This window comes from Stenotrophomonas sp. AGC87 (assembly GCF_057333975.1).
In genome coordinates, this window is sequence record NZ_JBHFHW010000005.1 from 1 (window position 1) to 22252 (window position 22252).

General features: G+C 67.1%; 25 protein-coding genes. 21 read left to right on the forward strand and 4 right to left on the reverse strand.

Annotated features, from left to right (window positions below):
- Together ACE026_RS02835 and ACE026_RS02840 are read right to left on the reverse strand one after the other, a co-directional pair.
- A partial coding sequence (locus tag ACE026_RS02835; protein ID WP_486037700.1) for an amidohydrolase occupies positions 1-1439 on the reverse strand: 1439 nt, incomplete at its 3' end.
- Between the two features lie 85 nt (positions 1440-1524).
- The gene (locus ACE026_RS02840) at positions 1525-1959 is read right to left on the reverse strand and encodes an OsmC family protein (RefSeq protein WP_123728599.1); all 435 of its coding nucleotides are present in this window, start codon (positions 1957-1959) and stop codon (positions 1525-1527) included.
- 364 nt (positions 1960-2323) lie between these two features.
- On the opposite strand from ACE026_RS02840, the gene ACE026_RS02845 reads away from it, so the two are divergent.
- From ACE026_RS02845 to ACE026_RS02860, 4 genes are all read left to right on the forward strand, one after another.
- A complete protein-coding gene (locus tag ACE026_RS02845) occupies positions 2324-2722 on the forward strand; it encodes an HU family DNA-binding protein (protein WP_019185677.1) in 399 nt (132 codons plus the stop codon).
- A 224-nt stretch (positions 2723-2946) separates the two neighbouring features.
- The gene (locus ACE026_RS02850; RefSeq protein ID WP_313217492.1) at positions 2947-3291 is read left to right on the forward strand and encodes a DUF3861 family protein; all 345 of its coding nucleotides are present in this window, start codon (positions 2947-2949) and stop codon (positions 3289-3291) included.
- A 52-nt stretch (positions 3292-3343) separates the two neighbouring features.
- Positions 3344-3880 (forward strand): hypothetical protein, encoded by a 537-nt coding sequence (locus tag ACE026_RS02855; protein WP_486037703.1) that lies wholly within the window; start codon positions 3344-3346, stop codon positions 3878-3880.
- A gap of 102 nt (positions 3881-3982) precedes the next feature.
- Positions 3983-4579, forward strand: a complete 597-nt coding sequence (locus tag ACE026_RS02860) for a YceB family lipoprotein (RefSeq protein ID WP_088432783.1) — start codon at positions 3983-3985, stop codon at positions 4577-4579.
- Positions 4580-4618: 39 nt separating this feature from the next.
- Here ACE026_RS02860 and ACE026_RS02865 read toward each other — a convergent pair whose 3' ends face one another.
- Positions 4619-5161: a type 1 glutamine amidotransferase domain-containing protein gene (locus ACE026_RS02865; RefSeq protein WP_486037705.1), complete on the reverse strand. Its 543-nt coding sequence runs from the start codon at positions 5159-5161 to the stop codon at positions 4619-4621.
- Between the two features lie 121 nt (positions 5162-5282).
- A complete protein-coding gene (locus ACE026_RS02870; RefSeq protein ID WP_176990804.1) occupies positions 5283-5750 on the reverse strand; it encodes an SET domain-containing protein in 468 nt (155 codons plus the stop codon).
- 172 nt (positions 5751-5922) lie between these two features.
- Here ACE026_RS02870 and ACE026_RS02875 point away from each other — a divergent pair, with 172 nt between their 5' ends.
- The 17 genes from ACE026_RS02875 (at position 5923) to ACE026_RS02955 (ending at position 22233) form a co-directional block, all read left to right on the forward strand.
- Complete coding sequence (locus tag ACE026_RS02875) at positions 5923-6375, forward strand: SUF system Fe-S cluster assembly regulator (protein WP_026070170.1); 453 nt, start codon at positions 5923-5925, stop codon at positions 6373-6375.
- A 13-nt stretch (positions 6376-6388) separates the two neighbouring features.
- Positions 6389-7864 carry a Fe-S cluster assembly protein SufB gene (sufB, locus tag ACE026_RS02880; protein WP_259261287.1) on the forward strand — a complete coding sequence of 492 codons (1476 nt, stop codon included), beginning with the start codon at positions 6389-6391 and terminating at the stop codon, positions 7862-7864.
- Positions 7861-8271 carry a lysozyme inhibitor LprI family protein gene (locus ACE026_RS02885; RefSeq protein ID WP_346466303.1) on the forward strand — a complete coding sequence of 137 codons (411 nt, stop codon included), beginning with the start codon at positions 7861-7863 and terminating at the stop codon, positions 8269-8271. The genes sufB and ACE026_RS02885 overlap by 4 nt, the downstream gene beginning before the upstream one ends.
- 45 nt (positions 8272-8316) lie before the next feature.
- The gene (gene sufC, locus ACE026_RS02890) at positions 8317-9081 is read left to right on the forward strand and encodes a Fe-S cluster assembly ATPase SufC (protein WP_123728594.1); all 765 of its coding nucleotides are present in this window, start codon (positions 8317-8319) and stop codon (positions 9079-9081) included.
- Positions 9081-10343: a Fe-S cluster assembly protein SufD gene (gene sufD / locus ACE026_RS02895; RefSeq protein ID WP_486037709.1), complete on the forward strand. Its 1263-nt coding sequence runs from the start codon at positions 9081-9083 to the stop codon at positions 10341-10343. The genes sufC and sufD overlap by 1 nt, the downstream gene beginning before the upstream one ends.
- Positions 10340-11596, forward strand: a complete 1257-nt coding sequence (locus ACE026_RS02900; protein ID WP_486037710.1) for a cysteine desulfurase — start codon at positions 10340-10342, stop codon at positions 11594-11596. Before sufD ends, ACE026_RS02900 begins: the two co-directional genes overlap by 4 nt.
- A gap of 107 nt (positions 11597-11703) precedes the next feature.
- Positions 11704-12240, forward strand: coding sequence for a GNAT family N-acetyltransferase (locus tag ACE026_RS02905; RefSeq protein ID WP_486037712.1), 537 nt, complete (start codon positions 11704-11706; stop codon positions 12238-12240).
- The gene (locus ACE026_RS02910) at positions 12237-12569 is read left to right on the forward strand and encodes a non-heme iron oxygenase ferredoxin subunit (protein ID WP_486037714.1); all 333 of its coding nucleotides are present in this window, start codon (positions 12237-12239) and stop codon (positions 12567-12569) included. The genes ACE026_RS02905 and ACE026_RS02910 overlap by 4 nt, the downstream gene beginning before the upstream one ends.
- A 245-nt stretch (positions 12570-12814) precedes the next feature.
- Positions 12815-13054: a hypothetical protein gene (locus ACE026_RS02915; protein WP_486037716.1), complete on the forward strand. Its 240-nt coding sequence runs from the start codon at positions 12815-12817 to the stop codon at positions 13052-13054.
- Positions 13055-13204: 150 nt separating this feature from the next.
- Complete coding sequence (locus tag ACE026_RS02920; protein ID WP_486037718.1) at positions 13205-15490, forward strand: TonB-dependent receptor; 2286 nt, start codon at positions 13205-13207, stop codon at positions 15488-15490.
- A 49-nt stretch (positions 15491-15539) separates the two neighbouring features.
- Entirely contained in the window at positions 15540-16229 is a 690-nt protein-coding gene (locus ACE026_RS02925; RefSeq protein WP_486037720.1) for a Fe2+-dependent dioxygenase, read from the forward strand.
- Entirely contained in the window at positions 16222-16935 is a 714-nt protein-coding gene (locus ACE026_RS02930; protein WP_486037722.1) for a tetratricopeptide repeat protein, read from the forward strand. The genes ACE026_RS02925 and ACE026_RS02930 overlap by 8 nt, the downstream gene beginning before the upstream one ends.
- Positions 16936-17067: 132 nt before the next feature.
- Entirely contained in the window at positions 17068-17505 is a 438-nt protein-coding gene (locus tag ACE026_RS02935) for a hypothetical protein (RefSeq protein ID WP_486037723.1), read from the forward strand.
- Positions 17506-17646: 141 nt separating this feature from the next.
- A complete protein-coding gene (locus ACE026_RS02940; protein WP_486037725.1) occupies positions 17647-20070 on the forward strand; it encodes a TonB-dependent receptor domain-containing protein in 2424 nt (807 codons plus the stop codon).
- Between the two features lie 150 nt (positions 20071-20220).
- Entirely contained in the window at positions 20221-20859 is a 639-nt protein-coding gene (locus ACE026_RS02945) for a PepSY-associated TM helix domain-containing protein (RefSeq protein WP_152153521.1), read from the forward strand.
- A gap of 22 nt (positions 20860-20881) precedes the next feature.
- Positions 20882-21400 carry a DUF2271 domain-containing protein gene (locus ACE026_RS02950; RefSeq protein WP_313217466.1) on the forward strand — a complete coding sequence of 173 codons (519 nt, stop codon included), beginning with the start codon at positions 20882-20884 and terminating at the stop codon, positions 21398-21400.
- Between the two features lie 26 nt (positions 21401-21426).
- Positions 21427-22233 carry a DUF4198 domain-containing protein gene (locus ACE026_RS02955; protein WP_486037728.1) on the forward strand — a complete coding sequence of 269 codons (807 nt, stop codon included), beginning with the start codon at positions 21427-21429 and terminating at the stop codon, positions 22231-22233.
- Positions 22234-22252 lie beyond the last annotated feature (19 nt).

Consider the following 22252-nt stretch of genomic DNA (forward strand, 5'->3'; position numbering starts at 1 on the left):
GCCGGCGGTTGGCCGGTACGGTCCTGGCGGGTGACGGCGGCATACAGGCCCAGGCGCGGATCCACCTGTTCCACCGGGAAGTCCGAACCCAGCGCGAGCCGGGCACCGGAGCCCAGCATCCGCCGCCACGCATAGGCCCCAAGGATGCGCTCGGGACCGACCCGATCCTGCGCCCAGCCCATGTCCGAGGTGGCGTGGGTAGGTTGCATCGAGGCGATCACACCGAGCTGGGCAAAGCGCGGAATGTCCTCCAGCGCCACCACCTGCGCATGCTCGATCCGCCAGCGATGGTCGCTGCCCCGGCGCTCGCCCAGCACCTTGGCATAGGTATCCAGTGCAATCCGGTTGCCACGATCCCCGATCGCGTGGGTGGCGACCTGGATGTGACAGCCATCGGCCTTGCGCACCGCCGTTTCAAAATCGGCCGGCGAGGTCACCAGCAACCCGCGGTTGTGCGGGTCGTCGCTGTAATCGGCCAACAGGGCGGCACCGCGGCTGCCCAGCGCGCCGTCCATGAAGAGCTTGACCCCGCGCATTTCCAGGCGGCCACCGGCATGCTGGTACGCGCCCTGTGCACACAGATCAGCGAGGGCATCGCCATTGCCATCGGCATACGCATCGATGCGAAGCGGCAGCGTGCCGGCATCGGCGAAGCGGCGCATCAGGGCCAGATCGGCGCGCGATACGCCCATGTCGTGCACACCGGTCAGGCCTTGGCTGACCGCTTTATCCAGTGCGCGGGTCAGCATCTGCTCGCGGGCGGCGTCGCTTGGCGTTGGGATCGCCGCCTGCACCAGGGTCATCGCTTCATCGACGAACACCCCGCTCGGCTGCCCCTTGGCATCGCGCACGATGCGCCCGCCGGCCGGCTGCCAGCTGCCCTTCAACGCGCGTTGGCCGGGCTGCCGTGCGACCGCGCGCAGTGCCGCGCTGTTGCCCCAGCCCGCGTGACCATCGATGCGACCCAACCAGACCGGCCGGTCCGGGAACGCCGCGTCGAGGTCGGCCACGGTCGGGAACTGCTTGTCCGGCCACCGGTTCTGGTCCCAGCCGCTGCCCAGCAGCCAGCCCTCGGGATTGTCGGCCGCAAAGCGCTGCAGGCGCGCCACGATGTCCTGGGTACTGGTCGCACCGGTCAGGTCGGCCTGCATCAGGGTGCCGCCCAGGAACATCAGGTGTGCATGGGCATCGATCAGCCCCGGGATCACGGTGGCCTGGCCAACGTCGGTCAGCGCCGCCAGTGGGTACAGCGTCAACAGTGCCTGGCGATCACCGACGGCGAGCACGCGCCCGGTGTCGGTATCCCACGCCAGCGCGGTGGCCGCCGGCGCGTCGGGATCCCCGGTATGGATGGTGGCGGCGGTCAGCAGGCGCACATCGGCCTGCGCGGTGCCGGCCAGCAGGCAGGCCATCAGGGCGGCAAGAGCGGTCGGACGCATGCAGATACCCCACAACAGGAAAGCGGCGACTATGCGGCCGCCGCTTTCCCATCACAATCTGCTGTGCACCAATCGCGGGCGCGGATCAGCCGGCCAGCTCGGCCTCAAGGCTGATCGGTACCGCACTGAGCGCCTTGGAGACCGGACAGTTCTGCTTGGCGTCGTCGGCGATGGCACGGAACTGGGTGGCCTCGATGTTCGGCACTACGGCCTTCACCTTCAACGTGATCTGCGACAGCTGGGGCCCACCCTCCATCGAGAGGTCGACCTTGGCTTCGGTATCCAGCGAGGTCGGCACGAAACCGGCCTCGGTGAGCTTGGCCGACAGCGCCATGGTGAAGCAGCCGGCGTGTGCGGCGGCGATCAGTTCTTCCGGGTTGGTGCCCTTCTCATCACCGAAGCGGCTGCTGAAGGCATAGCGGGTTTTGTCCATCAAGCCGCTCTGGGGCGTGCTCAATTGTCCCTTGCCTGTCTTGAGGTCACCTTCCCAATGCGCGGTGGCATGACGCGAAATACCCATCGTTGATCTCCTGCGGGATGAATGGCCAGGCCAGCCTAGACCGCCCCGCGTTAGCACCGTGTCTGGCTGCCGTCAGCTCCATGGCAGGTGGCGCTCCCAGCTGAATCGGCCATCAAGATCGATGCTGTTTTCAAGCGGTTTTCGTGCGACAGTCGGGGTGCGACGGTCCATGACCGATGGCCTCCGCCGCGAGGGCGGACCCTGTTTTTTGGCTATGACCTGATGCACTGCGGTAACGAAGGGCGTGGAAATCACGAATTTTTATGCGTTTGCCTATTGGCGGCGCCCCATAGTTGCCCTACATTTCGCTTGCCGACGGGGTTCGGCGCGACCAAACAACCAACCGTTCACGGAACAGGAAACCATGGCAAAGACCGCTAAGAAGGCTGCCCCGAAGAAGGCAGTAAAGAAAGTCGCTACGAAGGCAGCCGCGAAGCCGGCCGCTCCCAAGCCGATCAAGGAAGTGCTGAGCAAGTCTGGTCTGGTTGCACACATCGTTGAAGCGTCCGGCGTTGTCGCCAAGGACGTGCGCGCCGTGCTCGCCTCGCTGGAAGGCGCCGTCGCCGCTTCGGTGCACAAGAAGGGCGCGGGCAGCTTCACCCTGCCGGGCCTGCTGAAGATCTCCACCGTCAGCGTGCCGGCCAAGCCGAAGCGCAAGGGCATCAACCCGTTCACCAAGGAAGAGCAGTGGTTCGCCGCCAAGCCGGCGTCCACCAAGCTGAAGGTGCGTCCGCTCAAGAAGCTCAAGGACGCCGCGCTCTAATCTGCGCGCTTCCTGCAGCACCGAACGGGACGGCTCACGCCGTCCCGTTTTTTTGGGCGCGGCATTCGCAGCGAAACACAGCGTTGCCAAACACGCGGCGGATACCCGAGAACCGTGCGGATGCCTGTCCTGCCGCGCTCCACGGCAGAGCAGGCCCGACCGGAACGCACAGGGTGGAACACTGCGTGCGACCGCGCCTGTCGTCGCGGTACGCATCGCAGCCTATGGTGGCCTTGTCCCCCACCGCGCAGGCAGCCATGGCCAGCTCTTCTTCCCAGCGTTACCGCATCACCGTCACCCCGATTGAAAAGGACGGCCTGCAGTGCAGCGGGCGCTGCACCATCGAGCTGGAGCATCGTGCACAGCAGGACTGGATGCGCCTGCTGGAAATCGCGCGGCGCAACACCGGGCTCAGCGGCGACGAACGTGCCGCGGCCATCGTGGCCACCCAGCTGCTGCGCGATCTCGCCCAGCGCCACGCCGAGGAACCCAGCCACCCGCTCACCGTGCTGCAACCGCAGCTGGATGAGGTGCTCGCCGCGTTGGAGTCGATCCAGGGCGCGCCCTGAGCCAAGCGCCGGGCGTGGCGCTACACTCGGCGCTCTCCGGGGAGAGTCCTGCATGCGCCGCGCCGTCCTGTTGCTTCCGCTGCTGTTCCTGCACGGCTGCTCCTGCCAGCAGCATCCGCCCTTGGCCGAGTCACCTGCGGCGCCCGAAGGCGCAGCGGACGCCGACGACGTGCCGCCGCAGGACAGCGCACCGACGCCCCCACCCACCGCCGCGGCACCGATCGCGCTCAGCGCAGTGGCCGCCGACGCACTGGATGAGCCCTCGCTGGTGCATCGCTATCTGAGTGCATTGGCGCAGGGCGCCGTCGCCACCGCCGACGCACAGTGGACCGGCGGCAGCCCGGGCGGTCACCCGGACGATGCCGCGCTTCGCGCACTGCCCGACTTCCGCGGGCTGCGCATCAAGACCAGCGCGCCCATCGCACGGGACACCGCCCAGCCTTCGCGCCTGCGCGAAGTGCCGGTCCAGATCCGGGTCAGCACCGGCACAAGCACCCTGCGTTTCGAAGGCTGGTATCGGCTGCAACCACGCGCGGATGGGAGCGGGTGGGAGATCCACGGCGCCTCGATCCAGCCGGTACTGAACTGACTGCATCGGCAGGGGGCGCCATCGCCACCTGACCACGTACGTCAAAGCTGGATTCAGCCGCGCGCGCTATTGTTGGCATCTCATTCCCCACGGCCTGCCGCCATGAACGTTCGTCCGCTGTTGTCCCGCCTCGCCGCCTGCACCGTGCTGCTGGCCGCCGCCATTGGCGCGCAGGCCGCGCCCAGCGTGTCCGGCCGCCAGTTGTCGGTCGGCGCCACCGATGTGCAGCAGTACCTCGACGGCAGCTTCCCGCGCACGCAGAACGCGCTGGGGGGCCTGATCGCAATGACGATGAGCCATCCGCAGCTGACCCTTCCGCAGGGCAGCCGGCTGGACCTGGGTTTCGATGTCGCCATGGCGACCGCCGGCGGCAACCCGGCGCCGCTGGGTAAAGTGAAGCTGAGCAGCGGCCTGCGCTATGACGCGCAGACCCAGGGCTTCCACCTGCAGGAGCCGACGGTCGATGATTTCACCCCGGCCAACAACGGCGGCAAGCTGGATTCGCGTACGCGCGGCCTGCTCAATGCCTGGCTCACCGATTACGCCCAGCGCGAGCCGATCTACAAGATCGACCCGAGCGTGGCCGCGGTGCTCGGCACGCTGCAGGTGCAGTCGGCGCAGGTGGAGAACGGCAAGCTGGTGGTCACCTTCAACCAGGATCTCGGCGCGCTGGTGCCGGCCGGGCTGCTCAGCAAATAAGGCGATGGTGGGCACCGACCTGGGTCGGTGCCCACACGATCAACCGGCCAACGCCTTGGCCACCGCATCGGCGAAGGCCGGAATATCCCCCGGCTTGCGGCTGGTGATCAGGCCACCATCCACCACCACTTCGGCATCGGTCCATTCGGCACCGGCATTGCCCAGATCGGTTTTCAGCGACGGCCACGAGGTGACCTTGCGGCCCTTGGCCAGGCCGGACTCGACCAGCAGCCACGGGCCGTGGCAGATCGCGGCAACCGGCTTGCCCGCTCCACCGAAGGCCTTGATCAGCGCGATCGCATCGGCGTCGATGCGCAACTTGTCAGGATTGATCACGCCGCCGGGCAGCACCAGCGCGTCGTACTCGTCGGCCTTGGCGCCTTTCAGCGGTGCATCGACCGTGACGTTCTCGCCCCAGTCCTTGTCTTTCCAGCCGCGGATCGTGCGGGCGTCACCGGGGGCGATCACCTTGACCGAGGCGCCCCAGGATTCCAGCAGGCGCTTGGGTTCCTGCAGCTCGGACTGTTCGAAGCCATCGGTGGCGAGGATCGCGATGTGCTTGCCGTTGAGTGCGTGTGCCATGGAGCGGCTCCAGTAAGTAGGAGCGCTCAGTGTGGCCACGGGTGCATTGGGCGGCGGTGACCACGATGTGCACAGCGTGTCGGGACAGCCACCGATCGGGAGTCGGTGGCGACCGGTGGGATCAGCGCTTGGGCTGCAACATCGTGCCGGTGCACTTCTTCGACCCGCAGCGGCATTCCCAGATCTTCTTCAGGCGCGCGGTGTGACGCTCGGCCAGGGTGATGCCATAGTTGTAGGTCAACTCATCGCCCGGCTTGATGTCCTTGATCGCCTCGATGAAGACCTTGTCCTCGCGGCGGTTGTCACCCTCGGCTTCCTCGATCACCGCTTCGCAGTTCGGATCGCAGCTGTGGTTGAGCCAGCGCGCGTCGTTGCCCTTGTAGTTCGCATCGATAACGTAGTCGTCATTGAGGGTGAACAGGAAGGTATGACCGCTTTCCACATCCCCGGTGTCGTCGGCGTCCACGTCGGCGTGGCTGCGCAGCAGACCCTTGTACTGGATGACCCGCTCGCCCTTCTTGATCGGCGCCAGCGCGAACACGCCATTGCCATGGATGGTGGACTTGCGGGCCTGGATCTTCTTGGGCATCTGGCTGACCGTTGCGGTGGGAAGCCCCGATTCTCGCTTAATCTTTGTGATTGCCAAAGCGATACGCTTCAATATGGGCTCAGGGCCGCCCTGCGGGCGCCTGAACGGGCGGGTTGGATGCCGCCGGAGAAAAGCGTACAATTTCAGTCCGCTTTATGGTTCTGCACCCGACATGCTCCGCGTCACCAAGCTCACCGATTACGCCACCGTCGTGTTGACCGTGCTCGCTGCCCGCCCGGGCGAGGTGCTCAGTGCGACTGAACTGGCCGAGTTCGCCCGTCTGGAACCGCCCACCGTCAGCAAGCTGCTCAAGCCGCTGGCCCAGGCCGGTCTGGTCGAAGGCCTGCGCGGCGTCCGCGGCGGCTACCGGCTGACCCGCGCGGCAGACCAGATCACGCTGTTCGAGATCGTGGAAGCCATGGAAGGGCCACTGGGCCTGACCGAGTGCGCCCACGACCACAGCCAGTGCGGCCGCGAGCTGCAGTGTGGCGCGCGCAGCAGCTGGCGGATGATCAACGACGTGGTGTCCGAAGCGCTGCGCGCGGTCACCCTGGCGCAGATCCTGCCCCCTCTTCCCCTTGTTGACGCCCACCGCCGCGCGATCGCGGCGGATGTCGTCTCCTGATCAGGCAGCCCCCATGGCCACCGATACCCTCGATACCGTCGCCACCGGCGATACCCCCAACCGCGAGATCCATGAGCAGCTCGGCCGCAAGTATTCGGCGGGCTTCATCACCGACATCGAATCGGACTCGTTGCCGCCCGGCCTGGACGAGGACACCATCCGTGCCCTGTCGGCCAAGAAGGACGAGCCGGAATGGATGACGCAGTGGCGCCTGGACGCCTACCGCCACTTCCTGACCATGCCGATGCCGGACTGGGCCAAGCTGCAGATCGCGCAGATCGACCTGCAGGCGCTGAGCTATTACTCCGCGCCCAAGGGCCCGAAGTACGCCTCGCTGGACGACGTGCCCAAGGAACTGCTGGACACCTACGACAAGCTCGGCGTGCCGCTGCATGAGCGCGCCAAGCTGGCCGGCGTCGCCGTGGATGCGGTGTTCGATTCGGTTTCGGTCGGCACCACCTTCCGCAAGGAACTGGCCGAGAAGGGCGTGATCTTCTGCTCCATGTCCGAAGCGATCAAGGAACACCCGGAGCTGGTCAAACAGTACCTGGGTACCGTGGTGCCGGTCGGCGACAACTACTTCGCCGCGCTCAACTCGGCGGTGTTCTCCGATGGCAGCTTCGTGTTCATCCCCAAGGGCGTGCGTTGCCCGATGGAACTGAGCACCTACTTCCGCATCAACGCCGGCCACACCGGCCAGTTCGAGCGCACGCTGATCATCTGCGAGGACAAGGCGTACGTGTCCTACCTGGAAGGCTGCACCGCGCCGATGCGCGATGAGAACCAGCTGCATGCCGCGGTGGTCGAGCTGGTCGCGCTGGAAGATGCCGAGATCAAGTACTCCACGGTGCAGAACTGGTACCCGGGCGATGAGAACGGCGTGGGCGGCATCTACAACTTCGTCACCAAGCGTGCCGAATGCCGTGGTGCGCGCAGCAAGGTCACTTGGACCCAGGTCGAGACCGGCTCGGCGATCACCTGGAAGTACCCGTCGTGCGTGCTGCTTGGCGATGATTCGGTCGGCGAGTTCCACTCGGTCGCGCTGACCCACCATCGTCAGCAGGCCGACACCGGCACCAAGATGATCCACATCGGCAAGCGCACCAAGAGCAAGATCGTCAGCAAGGGCATCAGCGCCGGCCATGGCCAGAACACCTACCGTGGCCTGGTGAAGATCGATCGCGGTGCCGAGGGCGCGCGCAATTACACCCAGTGCGATTCCCTGCTGATCGGCAAGAAGTCCGGCGCGCACACCTTCCCCTACATCGAGGTGAAGAACCCCAGCGCGACGGTCGAGCACGAAGCGACCACCTCCAAGATCTCCGACGACCAGCTGTTCTATTGCCGCGCCCGCGGCATCGACCAGGAAAACGCGGTCTCGATGATCGTCGATGGCTTCTGCAAGCAGGTCTTCCGCGAGCTGCCGATGGAGTTCGCGGTGGAAGCCAAGAAGCTGCTGGAAGTCAGCCTGGAAGGCTCGGTCGGATGATCCGCGTCCTGATCAGCCTGGGTCTGCTGCTGGGCGCGGTGGCGCCGGTGGCCGCGCAGGACGTGAAATGCGATCCGGGTGGCAACCAGCTCGAGCTCAATGCCTGCGCTGACGGCGAGTTCAAGCAGGCCGATGCCGAACTGAACGCAGTGTACCGTCAGATCGTGGCCAAGCTGGCCGGCGAGCCGGTCGCACTGGCAAAGATGAAAGCCGCGCAGCGCCTGTGGGTCCAGCTGCGCGACGCCGATCTGGACGCGCGCTACCCGGTGGGCGAGAACGAGAACCCTCGCCTGCTGTACGGCTCGATGTACCCGATGCTGTATTCCGGCGCCAAGGCGGCCTTGACCACCGCGCGGGTCACTTACCTGCGCAACGAATTCCTCGAGCGCAGCGAATACGACCTCTGAGTCGCGCTGCCTCCAGTTCCCCTATCTGACAAGACGATTATCGACATGTTGAAGATCGACAACCTCCACGCACGCATCGGCGACAAAGAAATCCTCAAGGGCCTCTCGCTCGACGTGAAGCCCGGCCAGGTGCACGCCATCATGGGCCCCAACGGCGCCGGCAAGTCCACCTTGGGCAACGTCCTGGCCGGCCGCGATGGCTATGACGTGAGCGAAGGCAGCGTGCAGTTCGAAGGCCGTGATCTGCTCGAATTGGCACCGGAAGAACGCGCCGCCGCCGGCCTGTTCCTGGCCTTCCAGTACCCGGTGGAAATCCCCGGCGTGAACAACACCTACTTCCTGCGCGCCGCGCTCAACGCCCAGCGCAAGGCGCGTGGTGAGGAAGAACTGGATTCGATGCAGTTCCTCAAGCTGGTCCGCCAGAAGCTGGCCGTGCTGCACCTGAAGGACGAGCTGCTGCACCGTGGCGTCAACGAAGGCTTCTCCGGTGGCGAGAAGAAGCGCAACGAGATCTTCCAGCTGGCCGTGCTCGAGCCGAAGCTGGCGATCCTGGATGAAACCGACTCCGGCCTGGATATCGACGCGCTCAAGAGCGTGGCCGACGGCGTCAATGCGCTGCGTTCGCCGGACCGTTCCTTCATCGTGATCACCCATTACCAGCGCCTGCTCGATTACATCAAGCCGGACGTGGTGCACGTGCTGGCCGACGGCAAGATCGTGCAGAGCGGCGGCCCGGAACTGGCCCTGGAACTGGAAGCCCATGGCTACCACTTCCTGAAGGACCGTGTGGTGCCGGAGGCAGCGGTCTGATGAGCGCCCTGCTCGATTCCCTCGCCAGCGGCTTCTGCGGCAGCGATGCACGTCGCGCCGAGCTGGATGCCGCCCTGCAGGCTGGCCTGCCCGGCCCGCGTACCGAAGCCTGGAAATACACCTCCCTGCGCCAGCTGGAGCGTCGCAGCTTCAAGCCCGCCCCACTTGCCCCGGCCGTGGTCGATGCCGCCCTGCTGGCCGACATCCCGTCGCCGCGGCTGGTGTTCGTCAATGGTCGCCCGTCCGGCGCGCTGAGCGATGTCGCTGCGGTGCCGGCCGGTGTGCAGCTGGCCACCCTGTCTTCGGCACTGGCCGCGGGCGATGAAGCCGCTCGTTTCCTCGGGCGCCGCTTCGAGCGCAGCGAGGAAGTGTTCGCCCGCCTCAACGCTGCGCTTGCCGATGAAGGCGTGCTGCTGCGCGTGGACGCAGGCGTGCAGGTCGAGGCGCCGCTGCAGCTGGTGTTCATCAGCGTGGCCGGCGATACCGATCTGTCCTGGCACCACCGCCACCTGATCGAACTTCGTGCTGGCGCTGCACTGGGCGTGGTCGAGCACCACCTGCATGTCGGTGATGCCGCGCACCTGGACAACACCCTGGTGCACGTCCACCTGGCGCAGGATGCCGTGCTCTCGCACGCCCGCGTGCAGGCCGATGCCACCCGCGCCACCTCGCTGCTGCGCACCGACGCCGTGCTGGCCCGCAACGCGCAGTACCGCCGTGTCGATCTGGAACTGGGCGCCGCGCTGAGCCGCCATGAGCTTAACGTCCGCCTGGAAGGCGACAACGCCCAGCTGACCGCCAACGGCGTGCTGCTTGGCAACGGCCGCCGCCATGTCGACACCCGCCTGGGCATCGAGCACATCGCACGCGATACCGCCTCGGAAATGGTCTGGCGTGGTGTGGCGGCCAACCGCAGCCGCGTGGTCTTCCACGGTGGCATCCACATCCGCGAAGGCGCCGATGGCACCGACGCCAACCTCTCCAACAAGAACCTGCTGCTCTCCGCCGATGCCGAGATCGACACCCAGCCCACGCTGGTGATCGATGCTGACGAAGTGAAGGCTGCCCACGGCGCCACGGTCGGCCAGCTCGATGCCAATGCGCTGTTCTACCTGCGCTCGCGCGGCCTGCCGGCCGATCGCGCGCAGCAGCTGCTGAGCGCGGCGTTCTGCCATGAACCGCTGAACGCCCTCGACGCGCGCCTGACCGAGCAGCTCACCGCCCAGCTCGACCGTGCGCTGGCCCTGGCGGGCGTGGCATGAACCTGTCCACGCCGCGCCCGGTCGCCGATACCGGCGCCGCACCCGATTGGGACCGCGTGCGCCTGGACTTCCCGCTGTTGATGCGCGAAGTGCACGGCAAGCCGCTGGTGTATTTCGACAACGCCAACACCGGCCAGAAGCCGGTGCAGGTGATCGGCGCGGTGGACGAGTTCTACCGCCGCTACAACGCCAACGTCAGCCGTGCCGTGCATGCGCTCGGCACCGAGGCGACCGATGCCTACGAAGGCGCGCGCAACAAGCTGGCACGCCTCCTCAATGTGCGCGCCAGCGAGCTGGTGCTGTGCAGCGGCACGACGTTCGCGATCAACCTGGTCGCCTATTCGTGGGCACTGCCACGGCTGAAGGCCGGCGATGTCATCCTGGTCTCGCGCATGGAACACCACGCCAACATCGTGCCGTGGCAACTGGTCGCCCAGCGCACCGGCGCGACGATCCGCGTGGCCGAGATCACCCCGGAGGGCGCCCTGGATCTGGATGCACTGCGTGCGGCGATGACCCCCGAGGTCAAGCTGCTCGCGGTTGCCCACGTCTCCAACGTGCTGGGCACGGTCAACCCCGTCCGCGAGATCTGCCGCGAAGCCCGCAAGCGCGGCATCGTCACCGTGGTGGATGGCTCGCAGGCCGTGCCGCACCGCAAGGTCGACATCCCCGCGATCGGCTGCGACTTCTATGCCATCACCGGCCACAAGATGTGCGGCCCGACCGGCACCGGCGCGCTGTGGGCCAAGCGTGAGCATCTGGACGCCATGCCGCCGTTCCTCGGCGGTGGCGAGATGATCAAGGAAGTCAGCTTCGAAGGCACCGTGTTCAACGACGCCCCGCACAAGTTCGAAGCCGGTACCCCGAACATCGCCGGTTTCATCGGCCTGGGCGTGGCGGTGGATTACCTCGCGTCGTTGGGCCTGGAGCACGTGGAAGCCCGCGAAGGCGAGCTGCTGGCGCACTTCACCGAAGAGCTGAACAAGATCGAGGGCCTGCGCATCTTCGGCACCACGCCGGACAAGGCGGCGGTGGTCTCCTTCCTGGTGGACGGCGCGCATTCGCACGATCTGGCCACCCTGCTCGATCTGGAAGGCGTCGCCGTGCGCTCGGGCCAGCATTGTGCGCACCCGCTGCTGCAGTACTACGGGGTCGCCGCGACCTGCCGCGCCTCGCTGGCGTTCTACAACACGCATGACGAGATCGAGCGCTTCATCGTGGCGCTGAACAAGGTGCGCAAGCTGCTGGGCTGAGCCTTCGCCCGTCTATGTCCCACCGGAACGTCGTGGCCTGCCACGGCGTTTTTTGTTGCCGGCCCCGGTCGTTTCCGTCCCGGCCCCGACCAGCCTAAAATGGCCGCATGAGCACCCTCACCTACCGCGCCGCCACGCTGGCCGACATCCCCGCCCTCGTCACCCTTGTCACCTCCGCCTACCGGGGCGAGGCCAGCCGCGCCGGCTGGACCACCGAGGCCGACATCCTCGATGGCGCCCGCATCGACCCGCAGGGCCTGCAGGCCGACATCGAGCGCCCGCGCAGCACCATCCTGCTCGCCGAACGCGACGGCCAGCTGCTGGCCTGCGCGCACGTGGCCGATGACCAGGGCAAGGGCTACTTCGGCATGTTCTCGGTGGCCCCGTCCCAGCAGGGCGGCGGCATCGGCAAGCAGGTGATGCTGGCCGCCGAAGCCCACGCCGCGCGCGAGTGGGGCGTGCCGGTCATGCAGATGACGGTGATCGACATCCGCGACGAGCTGATCGCCTTCTACGAGCGCCGCGGCTACCAGCGCACCGGCATCAAAAAGCCCTTCCCGTATGGCGATGAACGCTTCGGCATCCCCAAGCGCGACGATCTGCGCTTCGAGATCCTGGAAAAGCCGCTGGCGGTGCCGGCGTGAGCGATACCTGGACCTTCGTCTGCGCCAGCGCCGAGCTGCTGCCGGGCGAGATGAAGAGCACCTTTGATGAAGTGACCGGCACGCCGATCGTGGTGTTCAACCTGGACGGCGAGCTGTACGCGCTGGAAGACCAGTGCACCCACGACGAGTTCGAGCTGTCCTCGGGCACCTTTGATACCATCGAGGCCAGCATCGAGTGCGTCCTGCACGGGGCCCGCTTCGATATCCGCGACGGGGCCGCACTGTGCGCCCCGGCCTACTCGCCGGTCGCGAAGTTCCCGGTCAAGCGGGAACACGACGCCGTCTGGGCCCGCGACGACCGCGACTGAGCCGGGCTGAACGCCGGCGTTTTGAAAACGCGAATTGTTCCTATTACCATAGGCATTGCGGCCACCCGGCCGCTCCTGCCCGGTAAGCCGTGTCCGCCAACCGCTCCGCCCTTGGTATCGCCGCCCTGTGGGCCACGTTCTGCGTGGTGCTGCTGGCATGCGGCTGGCTGAGCGCCGGCAGTTCCGGTAACGCCGGGCGCTCCCCGGCGGCGGGCCAGACCCCAGCGATAGTGGACGCCGGCAGCATGCTTCGGGTCACCGCGCCCACCGCGCCTGCGCCTGCGCCGGAGCTGCCGTTCGCCGAGCCCAGCCTGACAGCCGAGACCGGCCCAGACCCCGAGGCCGGCCACCCGGCGGTGCTGCCTCGCCTGCGCCGCGCACCGTGGGTCGCGCGGGTGCCGCTGTGGCGCGCCGACGCGCTGCGTTGGCAGCGGCTGGAACCCTCGCTGCGGCTCAACCCCGGCCACGCGCCTCCCTACGCCTGATCCCGGCGTCGACGCTGCTGCGCGTCGATGCCCGCCACGCCTGCGCCACCGCGCCGCCGTCGGCCGCCTGTCCGTTTTCCCCCACCTGCCTCCGCTCCGCCGTGACCGCCGCGTGCCGTCCGGCCTTTGTCCGTCTTCCCAGGAATCACCATGACCGTCCGCCCGACTCCGTTGTCGTCCGCCCTGCTGCTGGCCATCGCCGCCCCCGCCATCGCCCATGCCGAGACCGACGCTGCCGCCGATCCGCAGCGCGCCACCGAACTGGACGGCGTCGATGTCCATGGCGAGCGCGTCCGCGCGCAGTCGTCCAAGTTCACTGCACCGCTGCTGGATACGCCCAAGTCGGTCAGCGTGATTTCCCAGCAGGTGATCGAGCAGACCGCCGCGACCACCTTGCTCGATGCGCTGCGCACCGTGCCGGGCATCACCTTCGGTGCCGGCGAAGGCGGCAACCCGACCGGTGACCGCCCCTTCATCCGCGGCTTCGATTCGGCCTCGGACATCTATGTGGATGGCATCCGCGATGCCGGCAGCCAGACCCGTGAAGTGTTCGCCATCGAGCAGATCGATGTGGTCAAGGGCCCGAGCTCGGCCTACTCCGGCCGCGGCTCGGCCGGCGGCACCATCAGCCTGGTCAGCAAGACGCCCAAGCTGGAGAACGTCGTGTCCGGCAGCCTGGCCGCCGGCACCGACAGCTACCGTCGTGGCACGCTGGATGCGAACCAGGTGATCGGCGACGGCATCGCCGCGCGCGTGAACATCATGAAGCACGATGCCGACGTGGCTGGCCGTGATGAGGTGAACAGCAGCCGCTGGGGCATCGCGCCATCGCTGGCGTTCGGCCTGAACGGCCCGACCCAGGCGGTGATCAGCCACTACCACATGGAAACCGACGACCTGCCCGATGCCGGCGGCTTCCCGTACAACAACCCGTTCACCAGCGGCCCGAACGTGGCGCTCAATGGCGACGGCAGCCCGATCGTGACCAACCGCGACGCGTTCTATGGCCTGGTCGACCGTGACTTCCAGAAGACCAAGGCGGACATCACCACCTTGAACCTGTCGCATGATTTCGGCGGCATCGTCCTGCGCAACATCACCCGCTACGGCGACACTCGCAACGACTACCTGTGGACCCAGCCGGACGACAGCAAGGGCAACCCCAACCTGTTCGGCACCGTCTGGCGCCGTACCAATGCACGCGCCACGCAGACCGACAGCTTCGTCAACCAGACCAGCGTGACCGGTGAGCTGGAAACCGGCCCGCTGCGCCACAGCTTCAACGCCGGCGTCGAGTACAGCAGCGAAAAGACCGTGCGCGGCACCTACGCGATCGCCGATGTGCGTCGCCCCAATGGCCAGACCACCGCAGGCACCAACAACCCGCTGACCGGCAACCAGAGCTGCCCGAGCACCGGTGCGGCGACCGGCTACAACTGCACCGATCTGACCAATCCGAACCCCAAGGATCCGTGGTCGGCCACGCACACCGTCACCCGCAGCGATCCGGCCCGCGACGTGCGCCAGACCACCCGCACCAAATCGGCCTATGTGTTCGATACGATCAGCTTCAGCGAGCAGTGGATGCTGAACCTGGGTGCGCGCTTCGACGACTACAACACCCACCAGTTCAACCCTACTGCGGCGGCCAACCTGCAGCACCTGCGCAACGACACCTCGTTCTGGAACGGCCAGGCCGGCCTGGTGTTCAAGCCGGTGGAAAACGGCAGCATCTACGTCTCCTGGGGCACCTCCTCCACCCCGGTCGGCGTGGACGGCGGCGACGGCGCCGACGGCATCAGCGCGACCATCCAGGACCTCAAACCGCAGCGCAGCCGCAACATCGAGCTGGGCACCAAGTGGGATCTGTTCGATGCCCGCCTGTCGCTGACCGGTGCGATCTTCCAGACCGAAATGAGCAACGCGCGCGTGACCAGCGATGCAGGCACCACGCAGAACGCCGGCACCAAGAAGGTCAAGGGCGCCGAGCTGGGCTTCAGCGGCACGATCGTGGAGGGTTGGCAGGTCTTCGGTGGTTACACCTACCTGGATGCGGTGGTCGAGGACAACGGCTTCGCGCTGGTCAACGGCGTCTACGTGCCCTCGCCGTTCAACGGCAACGCGTTCCCCAACACCGCCAAGCACAGCGCCAGCCTGTGGACCACGTGGGCGCCGTCGTTCGTGCCGGGCCTGAGCCTGGGCGCGGGTGCCAACTACGTGGACAAGGTCTACGGCAACGTCAACAACACCAAGTGGGTGCCCTCCTACACCCGTTGGGATGCAATGGTCGGCTACGCCTTCAGCGAGCGCTACAGCCTGCAGTTGAACGTGCAGAACCTGACCAACAAAACCTACTTCACCAAGGCGTACGCTTCGCACTACGCCGCCATCGCGCCGGGTCGTTCGGCCACGCTGGCCTTCAACTTCACGTTCTAAGCGATACGCCCCCTCCCGCGCGCTCGTGCGGGAGGGGCTGGAGCCCACCATGCTGCTGCACATCCCCGACGTCCTCACCGCCGAGCAGGTCACCCAGGCCCGCCAGCAGCTGGCCACGGCCGGCTGGACCGACGGCCGCCTGACCGCGGGCTACCAGTCCGCGCAGGCCAAGCACAACCTGCAGTTGCCCGAATCGGATCCGGCCGCACGTGCGGTCGGCTCGGCCATCCTCGATGCGCTGGGCCGCAACAGCACCTTCTTCTCGGCCGCGCTGCCACGTCGCATCTTCCCGCCGCTGTTCAACTGCTATCAGCCGGGGCAGACCTTCGGGTTCCATGTCGACAACGCGGTGCGCTACGACTACACCGCCCCGGGCCAACCGCAGCCGGTGCGCACCGATCTTTCGGCCACGTTGTTCCTGAGCGATCCGGACGAGTACGAGGGCGGCGAACTGGTGATCGAAGACACCTACGGCAACCAGCGGGTCAAACTGCCGGCCGGCCACATGGTGCTGTACCCGGGCACCAGCCTGCACCAGGTCACCCCGGTCACCGCCGGCACGCGGCTGGCCTCGTTCTTCTGGATCCAGAGCATGCTGCGTGATGACAGCCAGCGGCGCCTGATGTGGGATCTGGATGTCTCGATCCGCCGGCTCACCCATGACCACCCCGAACACCCCGCACTGGTGAACTTGACCGGCGTGTATCACAACCTGCTGCGGCAGTGGGCCGATGTCTGAGGCCCCCTTGGCTGCGCTCGACGTGGCGGCACTGGCCGACCAGCTTCAGCACGATCCAGCCGCCGCACTCGCCACCCTGGAAGCTACCGCACAGCGCGGCGATCCGCAGGCGCAGTTCCTGCTCGGCCAGGCGCGGATGGAAGGACGCGGGATCGCGCCCGATGCTGCCGCCGCCGTGCTCTGGTTCGAGCGCGCCGCCAATGGTGGCCTGGCGATCGCCATGAACATGCTTGGCCGTTGCCATGAACTCGGCAGCGGCACGCCGGTCAATCCGGTGCTCGCGGCGGTCTGGTACCGCAAGGCCGCGCAGGCCGAGTTGGACTGGGGCCAGTACAACCTGGCCAACCTGCTGGCTACCGGGCGAGGCGTGGCCCGCGACGAACGCGCCGCGTTCGCGCTGTATCTGCGCGCCGCGCGGCTCGGCCATGCCAAATCAATGAATCTGGTCGGCCGCTGTCTGGAGGATGGGATCGGCGTGGCGGCCGATCCCGCTGCGGCGCCGGCCTGGTATCGGCGCTCGGCCGAGGCCGGCGACTTCCGCGGCCAGGCCAGCCATGCCTCGTTGCTGCTCGCCGCCGGGGATATCGACGGTGCGGCGCAGTGGCTGCGGCGCGCACTTGCCCACGGCAGTCCGTCGTTTCTGGCTCACCTGCGCCCCACCTTGGCGGCCTCGCCCCATCCCTCGATCCGGGCGCTGGCTGCGTGATTACAAGGGCTGACACACCTGTGGGCCCCGCATCATTAATCATTCTCATTTGCGTCCGCTAACGAATCTCACCTACAATCCCGCCGCGTTGCCGGTCGGCTGATCGACTGGCCGCTTCCACAGGGGCTCGTCTTGCGCCATCCACACCGCCATCGCAGCTTTGCTCCCGCCATGCGCGGGCGGCAGCACGCGTTGTCGACCGTGCTGGCGTGGCTGGGCCTGCTGTCGCTGCTGCTGGCCGGCCTGCCGGTACTGGAGCGCGTTGCCCCCGGCAGCACCGTGATGGTCCTGCAGATGCCAATGGACGAGCGCCCGGCGGGCGGTGGTGAGACCGCACCGCAGGAAGACGCCCCGGCCAAGCCGCGCCGGCTCGCCAGCACGCGCCCTGCTTCCACGCCACCGCCGCAGCCGTCGCTGCCACCGGTCGTGGAATCGCTGGATGCGCTGATGGCCACCCTGGTGGCACAGCCGCCGCGGGTCGTGCCCGCCATTGATTCGGCACCGGCCACGCCGCTGCCGGCGACACCCGGCCTGCGCGTCCAGCGCGGCCAGGCCCCTCCGCAGGGCTGATCCACACTGCCGGCAGCGCCATCGCGCCTGTCTGCGGTCCTGCGCGTTCTGCCCGCTTCCGGGCCTTCCTGATTCCTGCGCGTGTTGCCGCCCTGCGGCCTGCCACGTTGCGTCCGCGTTCTTCTTTTCGAGGTTACCCCCATGGCCCAGCGCCATCGTCGTCGCATGTCCCTGTCCCGCTGCACCCTGTCCATCGCCCTGCTCGGTGCGCTGAGCGCCCCGGCCTTCGCCCACGGCGACGCGGCCGGCCCGACCACGCTGGACAAGGTGGTCGTCACCGCCGCCGGCTTCGAGCAGAAGATCGCCGATGCCCCGGCCAGCATCAGCGTCATCAGCCGCGAAGAGCTGAGCAAGCGCCCGTACACCAGCCTGGTGGATGCGCTGCGCGACGTGGAAGGCATCGACGTGGGCATGGAGCCGACCGACAAGAACGGCCGCGCCACCATTTCCATGCGCGGCATGCCGTCGGACTACACCCTGGTGCTGATCGACGGTCGCCGCCAGAGCAACGCCGGCAACCTGTACCCGAACAACTTCGGCGGTGGCCAGTTCTCCTACATGCCGCCGCTGGATGCGATCGAACGCATCGAGGTGGTGCGCGGCCCGATGTCCACGCTGTACGGCTCCGATGCCATGGGCGGGGTGATCAACATCATCACCCGCCGCAACCAGACCGAGTGGCATGGCGCGGTCACCCAGGGCTTCACGGTGCAGCAGGACGACCAGTTCGGTGATGCACGCAGCACCGATGTCTACCTGAGCGGCCCGCTGATCAAGGACCGCCTGGGCCTGTCGGTGCGCGGCAGCTACTACGACGCCAAAGCCTCCAACCCGGAATGGGACGATCTGCCGCTGCCGGACGGCACGATGTGGTCGCGCAGCATCGGCTTCGGTGCCGGCGGCAAGGCGGTGGCCAACACCAACTGGAACACCGGCCTGCGCCTGAACTTCATCGTCAATGACGACCACGAGCTGTGGCTGGACTACGACGTGTCGCGCCAGAAGTACGACAACAGCGAAGGCCAGACCGGCACCCTGGACAGCCTGGCCAGCCTGTGGCGCGTCGGCACTGCCACGATCCCCAACCCGAACGGCACCGGCAACATTCCCCGCCGCGTGGTGCAGCCGCGCGTGGGTTACACCGCCTACCAGCGCTATGAGCGCGACCAACTGGCACTGACCCACCAGGGCCGCTATGAATTCGGCACCTGGCAGACCACGCTGACCCACATCACCAGCAACAACCTCGGCCGCTCGCTGCCGCTGACGCTGGATGAGCGCGCCGATCTGCAGGGCCTGTGGAACGACGTCTGCCGCCGCACCGGCGCCGCCGCCAACTGCGCCGCCAGCGCACGCAATGGTCTGGCTGCGCTCAACCCAGCCGAGATGGCGCGCCTGCAGGCCTTCCTGCCGCGCCCGCTGCGCACGATGGAACTGAAGGGCAACGTGCTGGACACCATGCTCGATCTCACCTTCGGCGCGCACAAGCTGACCGTCGGCGGCCAGTACAACGATACCGACATGATCGACGGCGTGTTCGGCATGGACGGCGCCGGCTACAAGAACAACGTGAAGCAGCAGCACCGCATGTGGGCGCTGTTCGCCGAGGACAACTGGTCGCTGACCGACACCCTGACCGCCACCGTCGGCGTGCGCTATGACGACCACAACATCTTCGGCAGCCACGTCAGCCCGCGTGCCTACCTGGTGTGGAACGCCAACGATGCCTGGACCGTCAAGGGCGGCGTCAGCACCGGCTACAAGACCCCCCGCCCGGATCAGCTGTTCCCGGGCATCGTCGGCTTCGGTGGCCAGGGCGTGATCCCGCTGGTCGGCTCGCCGAATCTCAAGCCGGAGACCAGCACCAACTACGAAATCGCCGCGTACTACGAGGGCGATCGCTGGGGCTTCAACCTCACCGGCTTCCTCAACAAGTTCGATGACAAGATCGCCAGCGGCGGCACCTTCGCCAACTGCGAAGTCGCCCCGAACGATGGCAGCTACTGCGTGGATATCGGCCCGGGCTGGGCCGAGCTGGGCTACAGCACCTTCGGCCAGAGCGTGAACATCGACAAGGCCGAGACCCGTGGCGTGGAAGCGGCGGCCCAGGTCGATCTGCTGGACAACCTGCAGCTGCGCGGCAACTACACCTGGACCAAGAGCGAGCAGACCAGTGGCACCGGCAAGGGCCTGCCGATCACCGGCAACCCGGCCAAGCACATGGCCAATGCCAGCCTGAACTGGCAGATCAGCGAGGCGGTGAGCCTGTCGCTGATCGGCGAAGGCCGCTACGACCGCTACCGCGACACGCTGGTCAGCAACGTGGGCGGCGTGAGCAGCTCGCAGACCCGCTATTACGAGGACTACACCATCTTCCACCTCGGCGGCAGCTGGGATATCAACAAGTGGCTGACCGTCAACGCGCGGGTCAACAACCTGTTCGACAAGAACTTCGTCTCGCAGTCCTGCGTGCTGATCAGCGAGAGCGACTACAGCTGTGTGGATGACTATTCCACCAAGGATCAGCGTCGCAGCTACTGGATCTCATTGAACGCCAAGTTCTGAGGCACACCGCGGCGGCGTCCTGAGTGACGTCGCCGCTGGCCTTGACCTCGGGCAGCGCGCCGGCAACGGAACGCTGCCTTCTTTTTTCACAAATTGCGAATCATTCTCATCAATGGTGTAATTCGCCCCTCAGTACTCTCTCTCCCGACCGTGGCCACCAGCGCTCCCTCTTCCAGCGTGCAACAACAACGCCGCGGCTTCTGGCTGCGTACGCTGCACCAGTGGCACTGGATCAGCTCGGCGGTGTGCCTGATCGGCATGCTGCTGTTCGCCGCGACCGGCATCACGTTGAACCACGCGGCCAGGATCGAAGCCAAGCCGGAGGTGGTCAGCCGCCAGCTGGCGCTGCCTGCCGAGCTGCTCGGCAAGCTCGGCGACCGCGCCGACGGCAATGCCCCCCTGCCCCGCGTGGCCAGCCGCTGGCTGGATGCGCAGCTCGGCATCTCGATCGGTCGCCGCCCGGCCGAATGGTCCGATGGCGAAATCTATCTCTCCATGCCCAGCCCGGGGGCCGATGCCTGGCTGAGCATCGACCGCGAAACGGGCGATGTGGAATACGAATCCACCGCGCGCGGCTGGGTGTCCTATTTCAACGATCTGCACAAAGGGCGCAACGCCGGGCCAGCCTGGGGCTGGTTCCTGGATATCTTCGCCGTGGCCTGCCTGGTGTTCTGCATCACCGGCCTGTTCCTGCTGCACCTGCATGCCCGCCAGCGCCGCATGACCTGGCCGCTGGTCGGCCTGGGCCTGCTGATCCCGCTGCTGATCGCCCTGATTCTCATCCACTGACCGTCCCTTCCGGAGCCGCACCATGCGCGTCACCCTGACCATCGCCCTGAGCGGCCTGCTGGCCACATCGCCGGCCTATGCCACCACCCTGGACATCAACGTCGAGGTGCCCAAGCTCAACGTGGCCGAGTACCACCGCCCGTATGTGGCCGTGTGGCTGGAAGGGGCCGACCAGAAGGTCGCCGCCAACCTCTCCGTCTGGTACCAGCAGACCGGCAACGCCGAAGGCCATGGCACCAAGTGGTTGCCCGACCTGCGCCAGTGGTGGCGCAAGAGCGGCCGCACGCTGGAGGTGCCGGTGGACGGCGTGACCGGCCCGACCCGCCCGGTCGGCAAGCACGCGCTCTCCTTCAGCGACAAGCAGCCGGCGCTCAAGGCGCTGGCACCGGGCAACTACACCCTCGTGGTGGAAGCGGTACGCGAAGTCGGCGGCCGCGAACTGCTCAAGATTCCCTTCACCTGGCCGGCCACGTCCGCCCAGTCCGGCAAGGCCCAGGGCGCGACCGAACTCGGCCTGGTCACCCTGACCGCCAAGCCCTGATCCCCCCATCCACCTGGAGTTTTTCGATGAAGCGCACGCTCGTCCTCGCCGCCGCCATGGCCGCCGCACTTCCGTTCTCCGCCCAGGCCCACAAGGCCTGGCTGCAGCCCTCGCAGACCGTGATCGCGGGTACCAACCCGTGGATCACCGTCGATGCGGCGGTCTCCAACGACCTGTTCTATTTCAACCACGTGCCGCTGCGCCTGGACAACCTGGTCATCACCGCACCGGACGGCAGCACCGTGCAGCCGCAGAACGCGGCGACCGGCAAGTTCCGCAGCGTGTTCGATGTGGAGCTGACCCAGCAGGGCACTTACCGCCTGGCCACGATCAACAACGGTCTGTCGGCCAGCTGGGAAGAGGACGGCAAGCCCAAGCGCTGGCGCGGCACCCCCGCCACCTTCGCCACCGAAGTGCCGAAGAACGCCAGGAACCTGCAGGTTTCGCAGTCGGTCGGTCGCGTGGAAACCTTCGTCACCAACGGCACCCCGAACGACACCGCGCTCAAGCCGACCAACCAGGGCATCGAGATGATCGCGCTGGCGCACCCGAACGATCTGGTCGCCGGTGAGGCCGCGCGCTTCCGCGTGCTGGTCGACGGCAAGCCGACCGCCGGCCTGGCGTTCGAGATCACCCGCGGCGGCACCCGGTACCGCAACGCGCAGGACGAGATCAAGGTCAGCACCGATGCCAAGGGCGAGTTCGCCGTCACCTGGCCCGAAGCGGGCATGTACTGGCTGGAAACCGGCACCGAAGACAGCAAGACCTCGATCAAGGAGGCCAAGAAGCGTCGCCTGAGCTACGTGGCCACGCTGGAAGTGCTGCCCGAGTAACGGCCTTCGGCGCGGCCGC